Origin of the sequence: Helicobacter pylori (genome assembly GCF_017594925.1) — a bacterium.
Taxonomy (GTDB): Bacteria; Campylobacterota; Campylobacteria; order Campylobacterales; family Helicobacteraceae; genus Helicobacter; species Helicobacter pylori_DP.
This window is the reverse complement of the sequence record NZ_JAALNT010000006.1, coordinates 1-15,756: the sequence shown is the minus strand read 5'-3', so window position 1 is coordinate 15,756 and position 15,756 is coordinate 1. Positions and strand designations below refer to the sequence as shown.

The following is a 15,756-nucleotide window of genomic DNA, read 5'->3' as shown; positions in this document are numbered from 1 at the left end:
TATTATTTTATGAGACAATTTTAAAGATAGGAATGTAAAGGAATGGAATTTATGAAAAAGTTTGTAGCTTTAGGGCTTCTATCCGCAGTTTTGAGCTCTTCGTTGTTAGCCGAAGGTGATGGTGTTTATGTGGGGGCTAATTACCAGCTTGGACAAGCCCGTTTGAATAGCAATATTTATAATACAGGGGATTGCACAGGGAGTGTTGTAGGTTGCCCCCCAGGTCTTACCGCTAATAAGTATAATCCGGGACATACCAATATCAATTGGCACTCCAAATACGCTAATGGGGCTTTGAATGGTTTTGGGTTGAATGTGGGTTATAAGAAATTCTTCCAATTCAAGTCGCTAGATATGACAAGCAAGTGGTTTGGTTTTAGAGTGTATGGGCTTTTTGATTACGGGCATGCCGATTTAGGTAAGCAAGTTTATGCACCTAATAAAATCCAGTTGGATATGGTTTCTTGGGGTGTGGGGAGCGATTTGTTAGCTGATATTATTGATAACGATAACGCTTCTTTTGGTGTTTTTGGTGGGGTCGCTATCGGCGGTAACACTTGGAAAAGCTCAGCGGCAAACTATTGGAAAGAGCAAATCATTGAAGCTAAAGGTCCTGATGTTTGTACCCCTACTTATTGTAACCCTAACGCTCCTTATAGCACCAACACTTCAACCGTTGCTTTTCAAGTCTGGTTGAATTTTGGCGTGAGAGCCAATATCTACAAGCATAATGGCGTAGAGTTTGGCGTGAGAGTACCCCTACTCATCAACAAGTTTTTGAGTGCGGGTCCTAACGCTACTAATCTTTATTACCATTTGAAACGGGATTATTCGCTTTATTTGGGGTATAACTACACTTTTTAAACCCTTTAAAAGGGTGTCTTTAAACCCTTTTTAGTCTTTATGAAAAGGGTTTTAGTTTGAATTTTCACACCTTAAAAAGCTGAGATCAATTAAAAAAATTTTTGAGCGTAACCAACAAAACCAACACCATTGAGTGAGCATTTGGAAAATTCATCTAGGGGTTTTAAGGGGGTTGTTTGCAAGAAATAGAGAGTTTGCACCAAAGCGTTTTGTTGCAAGAAGTTTTGCAAGCGTTCACGCCTTTAGAAGAAGGGGTTTTGATAGATTGTACTTTAGGGTTAGGGGGGCATTCTAAAGCGATTCTATCCCAAAAACCGCACCTGAAACTCATTGGCATTGATAAGGATAAGTTCGCTCAAGAAATCGCTAAAGAACGATTGAAAGCCTTTGAAGGGCGTTGTAATCTCTTAAGTGGAGGGTTTGCCAAACGCTTTAAAGAAGCCCTAGAGATTCATGGCGAGCGAATCAAGGGGGTTTTAGTGGATTTAGGGGTGAGTTCCTTACAGCTTGATGATGATGACAGAGGGTTTAATTTCCGCTCGCACGCTTTGGATATGCGCATGGATTTGGAAAGCGAATTGAACGCTCAAAAAGTCATCAACTCTTATCCTGTAATAGCGTTAGAAAAAATCTTTAGAGACTATGGCGAAATCAAGGAATACAAAAAAATCGCCCACAAAATTGCAGAAAGGCGCACTAAAAAACCCTTTAAAGACGCTAAGGATTTGAGCGAGTTTTTAAGCTCCCTTTCTAAAAATAAAAAAATCCACCCAGCGACACTAGTGTTTCAAGCCGTCCGCATAGAAGTCAATAGCGAATTAGAAGAGTTAAAAGAGTTTTTACAAAGCGCTAGAAACCTTAAGGGAGCGATTTTGTGCGTGATTTCTTTTCATTCTTTAGAAGATGCGTTAGTGAAAAACGCCTTTAAAGATTACGCCAAAAATTGCATTTGCGATCCTTCAAGTTTCAAATGCGCTTGCTCTAACAATCACGCTTTAGGTACAATTTTAACTAAAAAGCCCATCACTCCAAGCCCAGAAGAAATTAAAAACAACAGGCGTTCACGAAGCGCTAAAATGAGGGTGTTTCAATTCAAGCCATGAGTAAGTTATATGAATAAGCCATGAATATCAAAACCCATTCTTCAAATGAAAAAGAACGCTTTGTGCGCATAGAAGAGGACGAAAAGAAAGAATTATTCGCCGAAGCTACAAATGAAAATTCGCATGGTCTTTCTTTAATGAATTTAATAGGGGTATTGGTTTTTGGGGGCGCGTTTTTAGCTCTGTTAGTGCCTAAAATTTATTTGAGCAATAATATCTATTATATTAGCCGTAAAATCAACACCCTAGAAGATCAAAAACGCCTGCTTTTAGAAGAACAACAAATCCTAAAAAACGAATTAGAAAAAGAGCGTTTTAAATACTATATAGAAAATAGTGAAAACATTGGCGATATTGCGTTTTAATGAAAAAATGCCAGAAAACATTTTTTAAACTAAATATAAACTAAATATAAAAAAGCTTGCGTCAAGCAAGGTCTCTTATAAAGTGCTCTTAGGGGGCATTAAGCGCAAAATATCCCCCTATGCGTTCATGATTTTACTATCAAACAAAGCAACTTTTTTAGAAAAATTAAGGGGGGATTAAAGGTTTTGGGTGTCAAGTTTTTATTAAAAATGGCCTAATTAACGCTAAATTAACCTTAAAACAAAAACTTGTTTTTAAAAATTTGTTTCTATTTAGATGTAAAGCCCCTTTAAACCCTTGATTTTTAGGAAAAACCCCTCTTAAATAGTATAATAGAAATTCCAAAAGTCCATAAAAGTTAATCAAGGAGCAACCATAAAAAATATTCACTTCGCTTTTGTTATTCAGTATATAACACAACACTAACATCAGATAAGGAAATATAGATGAAAAAAACGATTTTAGCGTTGTTTTTATCAACGTGTATAGGGTTATCGTCTGTTCATGCGGATAACGCTTTGATTTTACAGACAGATTTTAGCCTGAAAGATGGGGCTGTCTCGGCGATGAAAGGCGTCGCTTTTAGCGTTGATTCTAATCTTAAAATCTTTGATTTGACGCACGAAATCCCCCCGTATAACATTTGGGAAGGTGCTTACCGCTTGTATCAGACCGCTAGTTATTGGCCAAAAGGTTCGGTATTTGTGAGCGTAGTGGATCCGGGCGTAGGCACTAATCGTAAATCGGTGGTGCTAAAAACTAAAAACGGCCAGTATTTTGTTTCGCCGGATAACGGCACGCTGACTTTGGTGGCGCAAACTTTGGGGATTGATAGCGTGCGCGAAATTGACGAAAAAGCTAACCGCTTGAAAGGTTCTGAAAAATCCTATACTTTCCATGGTCGTGATGTGTATGCTTACACTGGGGCGCGCTTGGCTTCTGGGGCGATCACATTCGAGCAGGTCGGGCCAGAGCTTCCCGCAAAAGTCGTTGAAATTCCTTACCAAAAAGCGAAAGCCACAAAAGGGGAAGTGAAAGGCAATATCCCGATTTTGGATATTCAATATGGCAATGTTTGGAGCAATATCAGCGATAAATTACTCAATCAAGCAAAAATCAAACTCAATGACACGCTGTGTGTAACGATTTTTAAAGATTCTAAGAAACAATACGAAGGGAAAATGCCGTATGTTGCGAGCTTTGGCGATGTGCCAGAAGGCCAGCCGTTGGTTTATCTAAACAGCTTGTTGAATGTTTCCGTGGCGCTGAATATGGATAATTTCGCGCAAAAACATCAAATCAAATCCGGTGCTGATTGGAATATTGATATAAAGAAGTGCGCTAAGTAAGGCGCTTTTTAGAAAAATTAAGGGGCGTGAAACGCCCTAACTGCTAAAGATGTGCAAGTTTTTGCTAGGGGGTTTTAAGGGTTTTGAGTGTCAAGTTTTCATTAACACAGCCTAATTAATGCTAAATTAACCCCTAAACAAACACTCGTTGTTAAAATTTTGTTTCAATATGAAATACTAATCCCTTGTAAAAGCGTTAAATTTCAAAAAACAAACAAACAACCCCCTTAAACTGTATAATAAAGGTGCTATAAACTAAAAAGAGATAACCATGAGAAAACTATTCATCCCACTTTTATTATTCAGCGCTTTAGAAGCGAACGAGAAAAACGGCTTTTTCATAGAAGCCGGGTTTGAAACTGGGCTATTAGAAGGCACGCAAACGCAAGAAAAAAGACACATCACCACAAAAAACACTTACGCGACTTATAACTATTTACCCACAGATAGCGTTTTAAAAAGAGCGGCTAATTTGTTCACAGACGCTAAATCCATATCGCAATTAAACTTTTCATCTTTATCCCCTATTAAAGTGTTGTATATTGGTGGTAAATTAACTATAGAAAATTTCTTACCTTACAATCTAAGCAATGTTAAACTGAGTTTTACAGACCCTCAAGGCAATGCGATCGATTTGGGCGTGATAGAGACCATCCCCAAACACTCTAAGATTGTTTTACCCGGGGAGGCGTTTGATAGTCTAAAAGAGGCGTTTGATAAAATTGGCCCCTATACTTTCTTTTTTCCAAAATTTGAAACCACTAGCACTTCTATTTCTGATACTAACACGCAGAGGGTGTTTGAAACGCTCAATAAGATTAAGACAAATCTTATAATGAAATATAGTAATGAAAATCCAAACAATTTCAACACTTGTCCTTACAATAATAATGGTAATACCAAAAATGATTGTTGGCAAAATTTCACCCCACAAACCGCAGAAGAATTCACTAATTTGATGTTGAACATGATCGCTGTTTTAGACTCCCAATCTTGGGGCGATGCGATTTTAAACGCTCCTTTTGAATTCACTAACAGCTCAACAGATTGCGATAATGATCCTTCAAAATGCGTAAATCCCGGAGTAAATGGGCGTGTTGATACTAAAGTCGATCAACAATATATACTCAACAAACAAGGTATTATTAATAATTTTAGGAAAAAAATAGAAATTGATGCGGTTGTTTTAAAAAATTCAGGGGTTGTAGGGTTAGCCAATGGATATGGTAATGATGGTGAATATGGCACATTAGGAGTAGAAGCCTATGCTTTAGAACCCCAGAAACTCTTTGGCAACAACCTTAAAACCATCAATTTAGAGGATTTAAGAACCATCTTGCATGAATTCAGCCACACTAAAGGCTATGGGCATAATGGGAACATGACTTATCAAAGGGTGCCAACCGGTCAAAATGAAAATGGCAAACCAAAAGACTCTGATGGTCTCCCCTATAATGTGTGTTCGCTTTATGGGGGTTCTAATCAGCCCGTTTTCCCTAGCAACTACCCTAATTCCATCTATCACAATTGCGCGGATGTTCCGGCTGGCTTTTTAGGGGTAACAGCAGCGGTTTGGCAGCAGCTTATTAATCAAAACGCTTTACCCATCAATTACGCTAATTTGAGCGCTCAAACAAACTACAATCTAAACGCTAGTTTGAACACGCAAGATTTAGCCAATTCCATGCTCAGCACCATTCAAAAAACCTTTGTCACTTCTAGCGTTACCAACCACTATTCTTCAAGCGCTTCGCAAAGCTTTAGAAGCCCTATTTTAGGGGTTAACGCTAAAATAGGCTATCAAAATTACTTTAATGATTTCATAGGGTTGGCTTATTATGGCATCATCAAATACAACTATTCTAAAGCCGTTAATCAAAAATTCCAGCAATTGAGCTATGGTGGGGGGATAGATTTGTTACTGGATTTCATCACCACTTACTCCAATAAAAATAGCCCTATAGGCGTTCAAAGAAACTTTTCTTCATCTTTTGGTATCTTTGGGGGGTTAAGGGGCTTGTATAACAGCTATTATGTGCTCAATAAAGTCAAAGGGAGTGGTAATTTGGATGTGGCTACTGGATTGAATTACCGCTATAAGCATTCTAAATATTCTGTAGGGATTAGCATCCCTTTAATCCAAAGAAAAGCTAGCGTCGTTTCTAGTGGTGGCGATTATGCGAACTCTTTTGTTTTTAATGAAGGGGCTAGCCATTTTAAGGTGTTTTTTAATTATGGGTGGGTGTTTTAGAGTGTGAAATGAATTGATAGAAATAACATTTTTTTAAATAAAAGCCTTATTTTTATCTTTTTTTCGTATAATAAAATTTAAGTTAGTATTGATAGTGGTGCGTTAAGATTTTTCAATCTTGTGCGATAAAATCAACGCTTCTTAATAAGATCATAGCTTTAATATTCAAAATAGTATAAAAAGGAAAGTTATGTATGCGGCTCATCCTATTAAACCCCTAAAAGCCCCCAAACTCAAAACTCAATTTTTAAGGCGTGTGTTTGCGGGTGCGTCTATTAGGCGCTGGAATGACCAAGCATGCCCTTTAGAATTTGTGGAATTAGACAAACAAGCCCATAAAGCGATGATTGCGTATCTGCTCGCTAAAGATTTAAAAGACAGGGGTAATGACTTAGATTTGGATCTTTTAATCAAGTTCTTTTGCTTTGAATTTTTGGAGCGCTTGGTTTTAACCGATATTAAACCCCCTATTTTTTACGCCCTCCAACAAACGCACAGCCAAGAATTAGCCTCCTATGTTGCGCAAAGTTTGCAAGATGAAATCAGCGTGTATTTTTCTTTAGAGGAATTAAAAGAGTATTTAAGCCACAGGCCTCAAATTTTAGAAACTCAAATTTTAGAGAGTGCGCATTTTTATGCGTCCAAATGGGAGTTTGATATTATTTATCATTTTAACCCCAACATGTATGGCGTGAAAGAAATTAAAGATAAAATTGACAAGCAACTCCACAATAACGAGCATTTGTTTGAAGGGCTTTTTGGGGAAAAAGAAGATCTGAAAAAATTGGTGAGCATGTTTGGGCAGTTGCGTTTCCAAAAGCGCTGGAGCCAGACCCCAAGAGTGCCGCAAACCAGTGTCCTAGGGCATACCTTATGCGTGGCGCTTATGGGGTATTTGTTGAGCTTTGATTTAAAAGCTTGTAAAAGCATGCGGATCAATCATTTTTTGGGCGGGCTTTTCCATGATTTGCCCGAAATTTTAACCCGAGACATTATCACACCCATCAAACAAAGCGTTGCAGGGCTTGATAACTGCATTAAAGAAATTGAAAAAAAGGAAATGCAAAACAAAGTCTATTCTTTTGTGTCTTTGGGCGTTCAAGAAGATTTGAAATATTTCACCGAAAACGAGTTTAAAAACCGCTACAAAGACAAGTCTAACAAAATCATTTTCACTAAAGACGCTGAAGAATTGTTCACGCTTTATAACAGCGATGAATATCTTGGGGTTTGTGGGGAGCTTTTGAAGGTGTGCGATCATTTGAGCGCGTTTTTAGAAGCCCAAATCTCTCTTTCTCATGGCATTTCCAGTAACGATTTGATTAAAGGGGCTCAAAACCTTTTAGAATTGCGATCCCAAACAGAACTGCTTGATTTGGATTTAGGGAAATTGTTTAGGGATTTTAAGTGATTTATAGATCTATTTGATAGCGTATTGGTTATAAGATCTAAAAAATACTCAAAAGCATGTTTAAGACAACCAACTAAAGAGCATTAAAAAGCATGTTTTTAAAGTTAAAGTTATATGTATAGTTAAGATAAACGCTCACCACTCTTTTATAATCCAATTTATCCCCATAATTATCGCTATAGTAATTGACTTTAAAAGCTGGCACTTTAACCCCTAATTCAACACTAAAACTTATAGGAAACCCTTCAAAAGTATATGTTTCACGATTCCAACGAACGCCAAATTTTCCTTGCAACTGAAAAATCGTGCGACTCTTGACTTGATTGAAAGGGTTGAGATTTATACTTGAAAACGGATAGAGGTTGTTACTTGAAAACCAAGTGATAGCCCCTATATCCATGCCAATCACAAGCCCTAAAGAATCCTCTCTGAATGCACGCCTTGATGCTCTTTCTAATGCGTTAGCGTCTAGCGTTCTGCCGGATTCTTGGGACGCTCGCTTATCGATTAAATTGATAAGCAAATCCGTATTGAAACCATAGGGTAAAAAAGCTATTGAACCGATATCAGAATAAGAAATAGAACTAAAAGCGGGCAAACTCAAGGGTGAAACAGCTATTAAACTGGCGAAAGGAGCATAAGCAAGCTTACTGACTTGGTAACCGAAAAAAAGAGAGTGCCTAAACCCTATAATCCTTTTTTTACCCAAAAAATATTTATACCCAAAGCTGATTTCATTAAGAATACCGCCCGTTCCACCATTTCCTTTAAATTGGATAGCGACTTTGTTTGAATCTTTCACTTTGTTTAAAGCGTTTTGCGCGTCTTCTACATCTTTTGCTAATTGTTTGAGAAAGGGGTAATTGTTTGCGTTTTTGATCGCTTGATTTAAGGCGTCTTCTGCTAAAATTCTTTCGCCGATACTACCTTGTTCTTGAATGTAGCTTCCTTCTAGAGCATTTAAACCTACATAAAATCCATTCCTTTCAGCGTGGAGCCAAAACGAGAGAGAGTAAGAGAGCTTTTTTCATGGTTTTCCTTGAGTTTAGGATTTTGTTATTAGTGAGTATTTTATTATAAAAATAAGATTTTAGTTATTGGGTTTTAATGAAAAACAAAAAAATTAAAATGAAATAGCCACAAAACCACCACTTAATGAATATTAAATTAAAAACATGTTAATCTTTGGTTATTTTTAAATTTAGGAAACCCCATGCATCAAAACAATAAAACTTTTAACCAATCCGCTCACCTCTCTAAAATCATTCTTTTTATATGTTAGGGTATAGCTTAAGCGGATTTTTTCTGATCCATTTGAGTAGAACTTGATTGGTTATTTTCAAGCACGCATCAAATAGAGCCTTTTCCTCTCGCTTGAAGAAGCGATGTTGAGCAATTGGCGGTATTTGGTGATCGTTCTTCTTACCATTTTCAAATGGAATTTTTCTTCAATGAGTTCTAAAATCTTAGCGTCGCTCAAAGGCTCTTTTTTGTCTTCGTTTTTGATCAATTCTAAAAGATAGTCTTTAATCACAGCGTTTGAAGTCTCGCTATTGTCTAAGGCGATGCTAAAGAAATGTTTAATAGGGAAAACCCCCCTTTCGCATGCCAAATATTTATTAGAAATGGCCCTTGAAATCGTGCTTACAGAGTGGTTAAACTCATTGGCTAAATCCAATAATTTTAAAGGGCGCAATTCCTTACCCTTAAAAAAATCGTATTGATACTCTAAAAGCATCAGACCGATTTTATAAATCGTGGCTTTTCTCAAATTTAACGCATCAATCAAATCTTTAGCCTCTTTTAATTTTTCTTTCAAATAATCGCTATCCTTAAAGCGATTTTCTTCTAAACTGATCGTCGGGTAGCTCTCATCGTTCAAACGCACAATCATTTCATTATCCACTTCTAAAATAAAAAGCTCAGGAATGACTTCTATTTCTTTTTCTAAAAACTCAATAGCTGGGGGGTTTTTAAAGGATTTTAAAATCTTTAAAGCCTTTTCATAATAAAAATCTTTAGAAAATTCATGGTGTTTTTCTAAATTTAAAATGATCTTTCGCGCTTCTTCATAAAGCTCGTTATTGTCCAATTCCCTACTCTCTAATTGGAATAAAAAGCTCTCTTTCACGTCTTTAGCGCCAATGCCAGCGGGATTAAGGTAACTAAAACGCTTGCGCACTTTTTCATAAACTTCGCTCTCCACCCCTAAAATTTTAGCCCTTTCTTCAATGTTTTCTTCAAAATACCCTTCACTATCCAGCCCGCTGATAATATCCATAGCGATTTTTTGAGAGGTTTCAGTAGGAAAGAGAGGGGGAATGATTTGAGCTTCTAGGGTTTCAAAAAGGCTTTTAGATGCGATTGCGAAATTTTCTAAATGATCGCTGCTCTTTTTAGCGCTAAAACGATCGCTAAAATTTTTGATGCGTTTGTTTTCAATTTTGATTAAGGGGTTATCTAAAGCATTTTGTTTCAACACTTCTTCTAAATCTTCAAGCTCGCTTTGTAAAATGGGGAGCCACCCTTTTAAAGTAGCGTTTAATTTGTTTTTAGGGCTAAGGTTTGCGCGTAAGATCGCCATGTTTATACCTTAAAATTTTCCCCTAAATAATACTTACGCACCAAAGCGTTTTCATAAATTTCATTAGCGTTCCCGCTCGCTAAAAGCGTGCCGCTTTTAATCACATACGCCCTATGGCACACGCTCAAAGTCTCTCGCACATTGTGATCAGTAATCAACACGCCGATGTTTAATCCAATCAAGCTTTCAATGATTTTTTGAATGTCAATCACCGCAATCGGATCCACGCCCGCAAAAGGCTCATCTAATAATACGAATTTAGGATTTTTCATTAAAGCCCTAGCGATTTCTACGCGCCTTCTTTCTCCCCCACTCAAGCTCATGCCCTTGCGCTCTCTTATGGCTTGGATATTAAAAGCATCAAGCAAGCTTTCCATTTTTTCTTCGCTCTCTTTAGAGTTTTTAAAAGTGCTCTCCCCTGCTAGGGCCAGATTCTCTTCCACGCTCAATTCTTTAAAAATACTGGATTCTTGGGGCAAGTAGCCTATACCTAAGTTAGAACGCTTGTGTAAGGGGTATTTAGCTAAATTGACATCGTTTAAATAAACGCTCCCCCCACTAGGCTCTAAAAGCCCACATATCATATAAAAGGTGGTGGTTTTACCCGCCCCATTAGGCCCTAAAAGCCCCACCACTTCGCCGCTTTTCACTTCTAAAGAAACATCTGAAACGATTTTGGTTTTTTTAATCTGTTTGTTTAAATGCTCTGCTTTTAAAATATCCATTCAAACGGCCCTTTAAGCGATCTTTATTGTATAAAAACGGCTAGTTGATTCGGTTTTGATTTCCACAACCTTAATAGCTAAATCGTATTTTTTTAAAATTTTTTCTAATTTTTCATCGCCCCATTCCACAAAATGGATCCCCTTTTCTAACAAGCACTCCAACATGCCAAGCTCCAAACAAGCCTTTAAATCGTGCATGTAAAAATCATAATGGAACACGCTCTCGCTATAAGCATGCATTAAGCTAAAGGTGGGCGAAGTCGCTTGAATGTCTAACCCCAAGTGTTTCAAGCACGCTTGAACCAAAGTCGTTTTACCGCTCCCCACAACGCCTTTTAAAAGCACCACCCCCTTAAAATCATCTTTTAAAATTGCAGTAGCCACTTTGTCTAACTCGTCTAAATCCGCTCTCATAACAATTCCACGCTTTTGATTTCAAACTCGCTCTTAATCTCTTCAATCAGCTCAGAGTGGTTAGCCATAAATTCTTGCAAGGCTGTTGGGGCTTCTTTGGGTTGGGTTTCTTTAGTCTCTTTAGTTTCGTTTTCTTTAATTTCTTTTTCTTGAACCTCTTTAATTTCGTTTTCTTTCGTTTGAAGCGCTTTTCCAACCGCTTCTTTAGTATCGTTTTCTTGCATTTCAGCCGTCGTTTCGGTGGTTGGTTTGGGCTTTGAATAAGGGAATTTAAACTCTTTAACCACTTCTGAAGCGCTTTTATTTTCTGAATGATTTTTTAAAGCGATTTTGATATTTTCGCCCTTGCCAAAAACCCCATCAACGATGCTTTTCACGATTTTAAAACGCTCTCTTAAAAGCTCTTTATCTTTATGGGTGGCTAAAGACTCCCAAGTCAAGGTTTTAGTCTGGCTGTCAAAATCAATGAAACGGATATTTTTTTCAAACACCGCCCCTAATTCATAGTTGCGCTCATAAACCAATGTTTGAACTTGTTTGAAAAGGTTGTGAAAAATGCGATCTTTGGCTGAAAGCATGGGAGTTTGCGGGGTTTCTGTGCTCTCTCTTTTTTCTGCGCCCTCTCTTTTTTCTGGCTTTTCTATTTTTTCTGCGTTTTTGGGTTCTTGTTTAAAGGCGTTAGCGTTTTGGTTTAAGGGCTTTAAAGCGCTTTCTTTACTTTGCTCTAATTCCAAAATCGCATCGTCTAGGGCTTTGAGTTTTAAAGCTTCTTTGAATTTCATTTTCAATAACAACAGCACAAAACTGGCATTAGCCCCTTCTTTTAAAAGGCTCAAACCGCTCATAATGATTTTAAAAAAGCGCTCTATCAAAAGGATGGAATAAGTATCATGGCTTAATAATTTCGCTTTCAAAAAAAGCATCATTTCTTCTAAAACGCTCTCGGTTTCATAATTTTCTAAAATGGCATAACGCTCTTGCAATCGCGCTTCATCTTGGTTGATTAGGCTTTGAAAAAAATCTTCTAAAACGCTCCTGTCAATCGCTCCTAACATTTCAGCCACTTTGCTTTCTGTGATAGCGTTATCGCAATAATTGATGGCTTGCTCTAAAAGAGTGATCGTGTCCCTCAAACTCCCTTGCCCGCTGTGAGCGAGTTTTTCTAACGCGCTACTTTCATAGCTCACTTGTTCTTTTTCTAAAATGGTTTTTAAATGAGAAATAACGGAATTTTCAGGGATTTTTTTAAACCTGAAATGTTGGGTGCGGCTGAGTATGGTAGCGGGCAATTTCAAAGCGTCCGTTGTCGCTAAAAGGAATTTCACATGGCTAGGAGGCTCTTCTAAAGTCTTTAAAAGCGCGTTAAACGCTTCGGTGGTGAACATATGCACTTCATCAATGATAAAGATTTTATAACGCCCAAAGCTTGGTTTGTAGCGCGTTTGCTCTATGAGGTTACGGACATCATCAATCCCCCTATTAGACGCCCCGTCCATTTCTATAATATCTATGTGGTGGTTGTTTAAAGCGCTCTGGCATTGGATGCAAGTATCACAAGGCACGGCTTTTGGCCCTGTTTCGCACATTAAAGCCCTAGCAAAAATCCTAGAAGAGCTGGTTTTACCCGAACCCCTTAACCCGCTGAATAAATAAGCGTTAGCCAAACGCTGGTTGTCTAGGGCTAAAGAAAGCGTTTTAGCCACGCTCTCTTGACCGACTAGCTCGCTAAAATGTTTGGGGCGGTATTTTAACGCTAAAACTTGCATTGATCCTAATCCTTAAAACTCATTTAGGGGTATTGTAATGCAAAATGACTTAAAACTAGCCCCTTTTTAGGTTTTACTCAATAACGCTAAAAAATCCCTGAATAAAGTAACGCTAAGCGTTCCCATGATAGCGGTTACAAAGAGATTCACGCCCATAAAGATTTTTTGGTTGTTTAAAAGTTTGGAGCCATAGCGTAAGGACAGGGTGCATAACAATAAAAGCCAAGAAAAAGCCGCCGATAAAGTGCCAGCTAGAAAGACAAATTTTTGCACTAAATCAAAAGACAAAGCACTCGCGCCAATTAAAAACACCATTTCCAAATACACTTGAGGGTTGAGTAAGGTAACGCCTAAAGTGAACAATAAGGTCTTTTTTAAGGATAGTTTTTTGGGGGTTTGGACTTGCTTCTTTTTAAAGGTTTGAAAAAGGGTTTTTAAAGCTAAAAAAGCGTAAAATCCGGTAAAAACCGCCCCAAATAAATTCAAAAACAAGCTCAAATAAAGATTTTTCGCAAAATAAGCCCCCACGCCAAACACGCCCATGCTCATCAATACAATATCGCACATAAAACACAGAGCGCAAATCAAAAACACATAGTTCCTAGCCATGCCTCTTTCCACAATAAACAAGGATTGCGCCCCCACCGCCGCGCACAAAGAAATCGCTAAACCAAAACCTTCTATAAAAACCACAAACATCTTGCTTAAATCCTTTCACTCAAAATAAGCCAAAAACTACCAACGCCATGCAAACCAATCATTCAAAATGGTATTTTAAAATTTTAGGGTTTAAAACGACCTTTATAAATAAAAATTAAATGATGATACACAATGGTTGCACGAAATTTAAAAACCCCATTTTTTACCGCTCTTAGTGGCGTTTGAGAATAAATTAAAATTAACATGGTAGAATGCCAAAATTTGCTGTCGTTGTGTGGCAAAAATTTAGACAACAAGGAATTGGGAATGAGAAAGAGTTTGGCTTTTTGCCTGTTAGCTTTGCTTGGATTACAGGTTTTAAGCGCTAGAGATTTTTCGCAACTCAAAGATAAGGAGCTTTTAGAATTAGCAGGCACTCTGCCTTCTAATGAAGCGATTGATTATCGCATGGAAGTGTCTAAACGCCTTAAAGCTTTAAACGCTGAGGATGCTAAGAAATTCCGCGCGAATTTCAGCCGGATCGCTAGGAAGAATCTTTCCAAAATGAGCGAAGAGGATTTCAAAAAAATGCGTGAAGAGGTGCGTAAAGAATTAGAAGAAAAAACCAAAGGTTTGAGCGCTGAAGAAATTAAGGCAAAAGGACTTAATGTGAGCGTTTGTAGCGGCGATACGAGAAAAGTTTGGTGTAGGGCTGTTAAGAAAAAAGACGAACATTGTTCTCCTAAGTGAGATAAAATTTAATTTAAAAGGATAAAAAATGAAAAAAGCGTTGAAAATACTTTCTGTTAGCGCGTTGTTATTTGTGGCTTTGAACGCCAAAGATTTCAGCAAAACAAGCGATGAAGATTTGGCTAAAATGGCTGGCGTTGTCGCTCCGCAAGATATTGTGGATTACACAAAAGAGTTAAAAAAGCGCATGGAAAAGATGCCTGAAGACAAGAGAAAGGCGTTCCATAAACAATTGCATGAATATGCGACTAAAAACACAGACAAAATGACCGTAGCGGATTTTGAAGCCCGCCAAAAAGCCATTAAAGAAGCGCTTAAAAAAGGCAATATGGAAGACATGGATGATGATTTTGGGTTGAGATCATGCAAGCATGGGAAAAAGCACAAACACGATAAGCATGGCAAGAAGCATGGCAAAAAACATGACAAAGATCATGACGATAAAGACCATGACCACCATGATGAAGATCACAGCGATAAGCACTAAAGCTTAAACCACACCACTTTTTCTATCAAAGCTTCAAATTCTTTAAGCAGAAATCCTAAACGCTCTGTGGCGTTTGGGGTAAATGCGTTCTGTTAAGCGTTATCAAAATTCTGTTCTCATTAAATATTGCTTATAAGATTCAAAAGATGGTTTCATTATTACAAAAATTAACACTCCAAAGATAAATAGTTAAAAAACACCCAAAAATCTTTTTTTTTTTTTTTTTGAAATCCAATCAATTTATGGTAAAGTTAAACATATTGTAAATAAATTTTCATTTCTATTCATGTTTACAATAAAAACATTACTTTAAGGAACATTTTATGAAAAAACGATTTTTACTCTCTCTCTCTCTCTCTCGCTTCATCGCTTTTAAACGCTGAAGACAACGGCTTTTTTGTGAGCGCCGGCTATCAAATCGGCGAAGCGGTGCAAATGGTCAAAAACACCGGTGAATTGAAAAACTTGAACGACAAATACGAACAATTAAGCCAGTATTTAAATCAACTGGCTTCGTTAAAACGAAGCATTCAAACGGCGAACAACATTCAGGCTGTCAACAATGCTTTAAGCGATTTAAAAAGCTTTGCGAGTAACAACCACACAAACAAAGAAACATCGCCCATCTACAACACCACGCAAGCCGTTATCACTTCAGTATTGGCTTTTTGGAGTCTTTATGCAGGGAACGCTCTCAGTTTTTTTGTGAACAATTTGAATGATGGATCTAATGCTCCTCTTGGAAGAATCCATCAAGATAGGAACTGCACAGGATTACAACAATGTTTTATGAGCAAAGAAACTTATGATAAAATGAAAGCGCTTGCCGAAAACCTCCAAAAAGCTCAAGGCAATCTCTGTGCCTTATCAGAATGCTCTAGCGATCAATCAAATGGAAACAAAACTTCCATGACTACAGCTCTTGAAACCGCGCAACAGCTTATGGATTTAATCGAACAAGCCAAGGTTTCTATGATGTGGAAAAATATCGTCATCAGTGGTGTTTCAAACGCACCCAGTGCTATCGAATCCACTGGCTACCCAACG

General features: G+C 37.7%; 13 protein-coding genes and 2 pseudogenes. 9 read left to right on the top strand and 6 right to left on the bottom strand.

The genetic code is table 11. The annotated features are described in order from the left end of the window. The first annotated feature begins 42 nt into the window (after positions 1 to 42). From hopE to G6069_RS03530, 6 genes are all read left to right on the top strand, one after another. Positions 43 to 864 (top strand): Hop family outer membrane protein HopE, encoded by an 822-nt coding sequence (gene hopE / locus G6069_RS03555; protein ID WP_197293396.1) that lies wholly within the window; start codon positions 43 to 45, stop codon positions 862 to 864. Positions 865 to 1,040: 176 nt separating this feature from the next. Then, the gene (rsmH, locus tag G6069_RS03550; protein ID WP_197293395.1) at positions 1,041 to 1,967 is read left to right on the top strand and encodes a 16S rRNA (cytosine(1402)-N(4))-methyltransferase RsmH; all 927 of its coding nucleotides are present in this window, start codon (positions 1,041 to 1,043) and stop codon (positions 1,965 to 1,967) included. Positions 1,968 to 1,987: 20 nt separating this feature from the next. After that, positions 1,988 to 2,332 carry a hypothetical protein gene (locus tag G6069_RS03545; protein WP_060473163.1) on the top strand — a complete coding sequence of 115 codons (345 nt, stop codon included), beginning with the start codon at positions 1,988 to 1,990 and terminating at the stop codon, positions 2,330 to 2,332. A gap of 447 nt (positions 2,333 to 2,779) precedes the next feature. Continuing rightward, positions 2,780 to 3,682: an SAM hydrolase/SAM-dependent halogenase family protein gene (locus G6069_RS03540; RefSeq protein ID WP_197293394.1), complete on the top strand. Its 903-nt coding sequence runs from the start codon at positions 2,780 to 2,782 to the stop codon at positions 3,680 to 3,682. A gap of 271 nt (positions 3,683 to 3,953) precedes the next feature. Beyond that, on the top strand, positions 3,954 to 5,933 hold the full coding sequence (locus G6069_RS03535; RefSeq protein ID WP_197293393.1) for a porin family protein: 1,980 nt from the start codon (positions 3,954 to 3,956) through the stop codon (positions 5,931 to 5,933). Positions 5,934 to 6,123: 190 nt separating this feature from the next. Then, entirely contained in the window at positions 6,124 to 7,344 is a 1,221-nt protein-coding gene (locus G6069_RS03530) for an HD domain-containing protein (RefSeq protein WP_197293392.1), read from the top strand. A 73-nt stretch (positions 7,345 to 7,417) separates the two neighbouring features. Here G6069_RS03530 and G6069_RS03525 read toward each other — a convergent pair. The 6 genes and pseudogenes from G6069_RS03525 to G6069_RS03500 form a co-directional block, all read right to left on the bottom strand. Further along, positions 7,418 to 8,365 (bottom strand): annotated as a pseudogene (locus G6069_RS03525) (outer membrane protein); the annotation flags it as partial. Between the two features lie 318 nt (positions 8,366 to 8,683). After that, positions 8,684 to 9,928 (bottom strand): RNA polymerase factor sigma-54, encoded by a 1,245-nt coding sequence (locus G6069_RS03520; protein WP_041051390.1) that lies wholly within the window; start codon positions 9,926 to 9,928, stop codon positions 8,684 to 8,686. A gap of 2 nt (positions 9,929 to 9,930) precedes the next feature. After that, positions 9,931 to 10,653, bottom strand: a complete 723-nt coding sequence (lptB, locus tag G6069_RS03515) for an LPS export ABC transporter ATP-binding protein (RefSeq protein ID WP_000353241.1) — start codon at positions 10,651 to 10,653, stop codon at positions 9,931 to 9,933. Positions 10,654 to 10,665: 12 nt separating this feature from the next. Next, a complete protein-coding gene (gene tsaE, locus G6069_RS03510; protein WP_079373854.1) occupies positions 10,666 to 11,067 on the bottom strand; it encodes a tRNA (adenosine(37)-N6)-threonylcarbamoyltransferase complex ATPase subunit type 1 TsaE in 402 nt (133 codons plus the stop codon). Beyond that, on the bottom strand, positions 11,064 to 12,833 hold the full coding sequence (locus G6069_RS03505) for a DNA polymerase III subunit gamma/tau (RefSeq protein ID WP_197293391.1): 1,770 nt from the start codon (positions 12,831 to 12,833) through the stop codon (positions 11,064 to 11,066). Before G6069_RS03505 ends, tsaE begins: the two co-directional genes overlap by 4 nt. 66 nt (positions 12,834 to 12,899) lie before the next feature. Further along, positions 12,900 to 13,532, bottom strand: coding sequence for a LysE family transporter (locus G6069_RS03500; protein WP_000498379.1), 633 nt, complete (start codon positions 13,530 to 13,532; stop codon positions 12,900 to 12,902). A 267-nt stretch (positions 13,533 to 13,799) separates the two neighbouring features. On the opposite strand from G6069_RS03500, the gene G6069_RS03495 reads away from it, so the two are divergent. From G6069_RS03495 to G6069_RS03485, 3 genes and pseudogenes are all read left to right on the top strand, one after another. Next, a complete protein-coding gene (locus tag G6069_RS03495; RefSeq protein ID WP_120929608.1) occupies positions 13,800 to 14,222 on the top strand; it encodes a DUF1104 domain-containing protein in 423 nt (140 codons plus the stop codon). A 28-nt stretch (positions 14,223 to 14,250) separates the two neighbouring features. Further along, positions 14,251 to 14,709, top strand: a complete 459-nt coding sequence (locus G6069_RS03490) for a sialic acid-binding protein (RefSeq protein ID WP_041051396.1) — start codon at positions 14,251 to 14,253, stop codon at positions 14,707 to 14,709. Between the two features lie 323 nt (positions 14,710 to 15,032). Further along, positions 15,033 to 15,756: pseudogene (locus G6069_RS03485) on the top strand (SabA family sialic acid-binding adhesin); the annotation flags it as partial.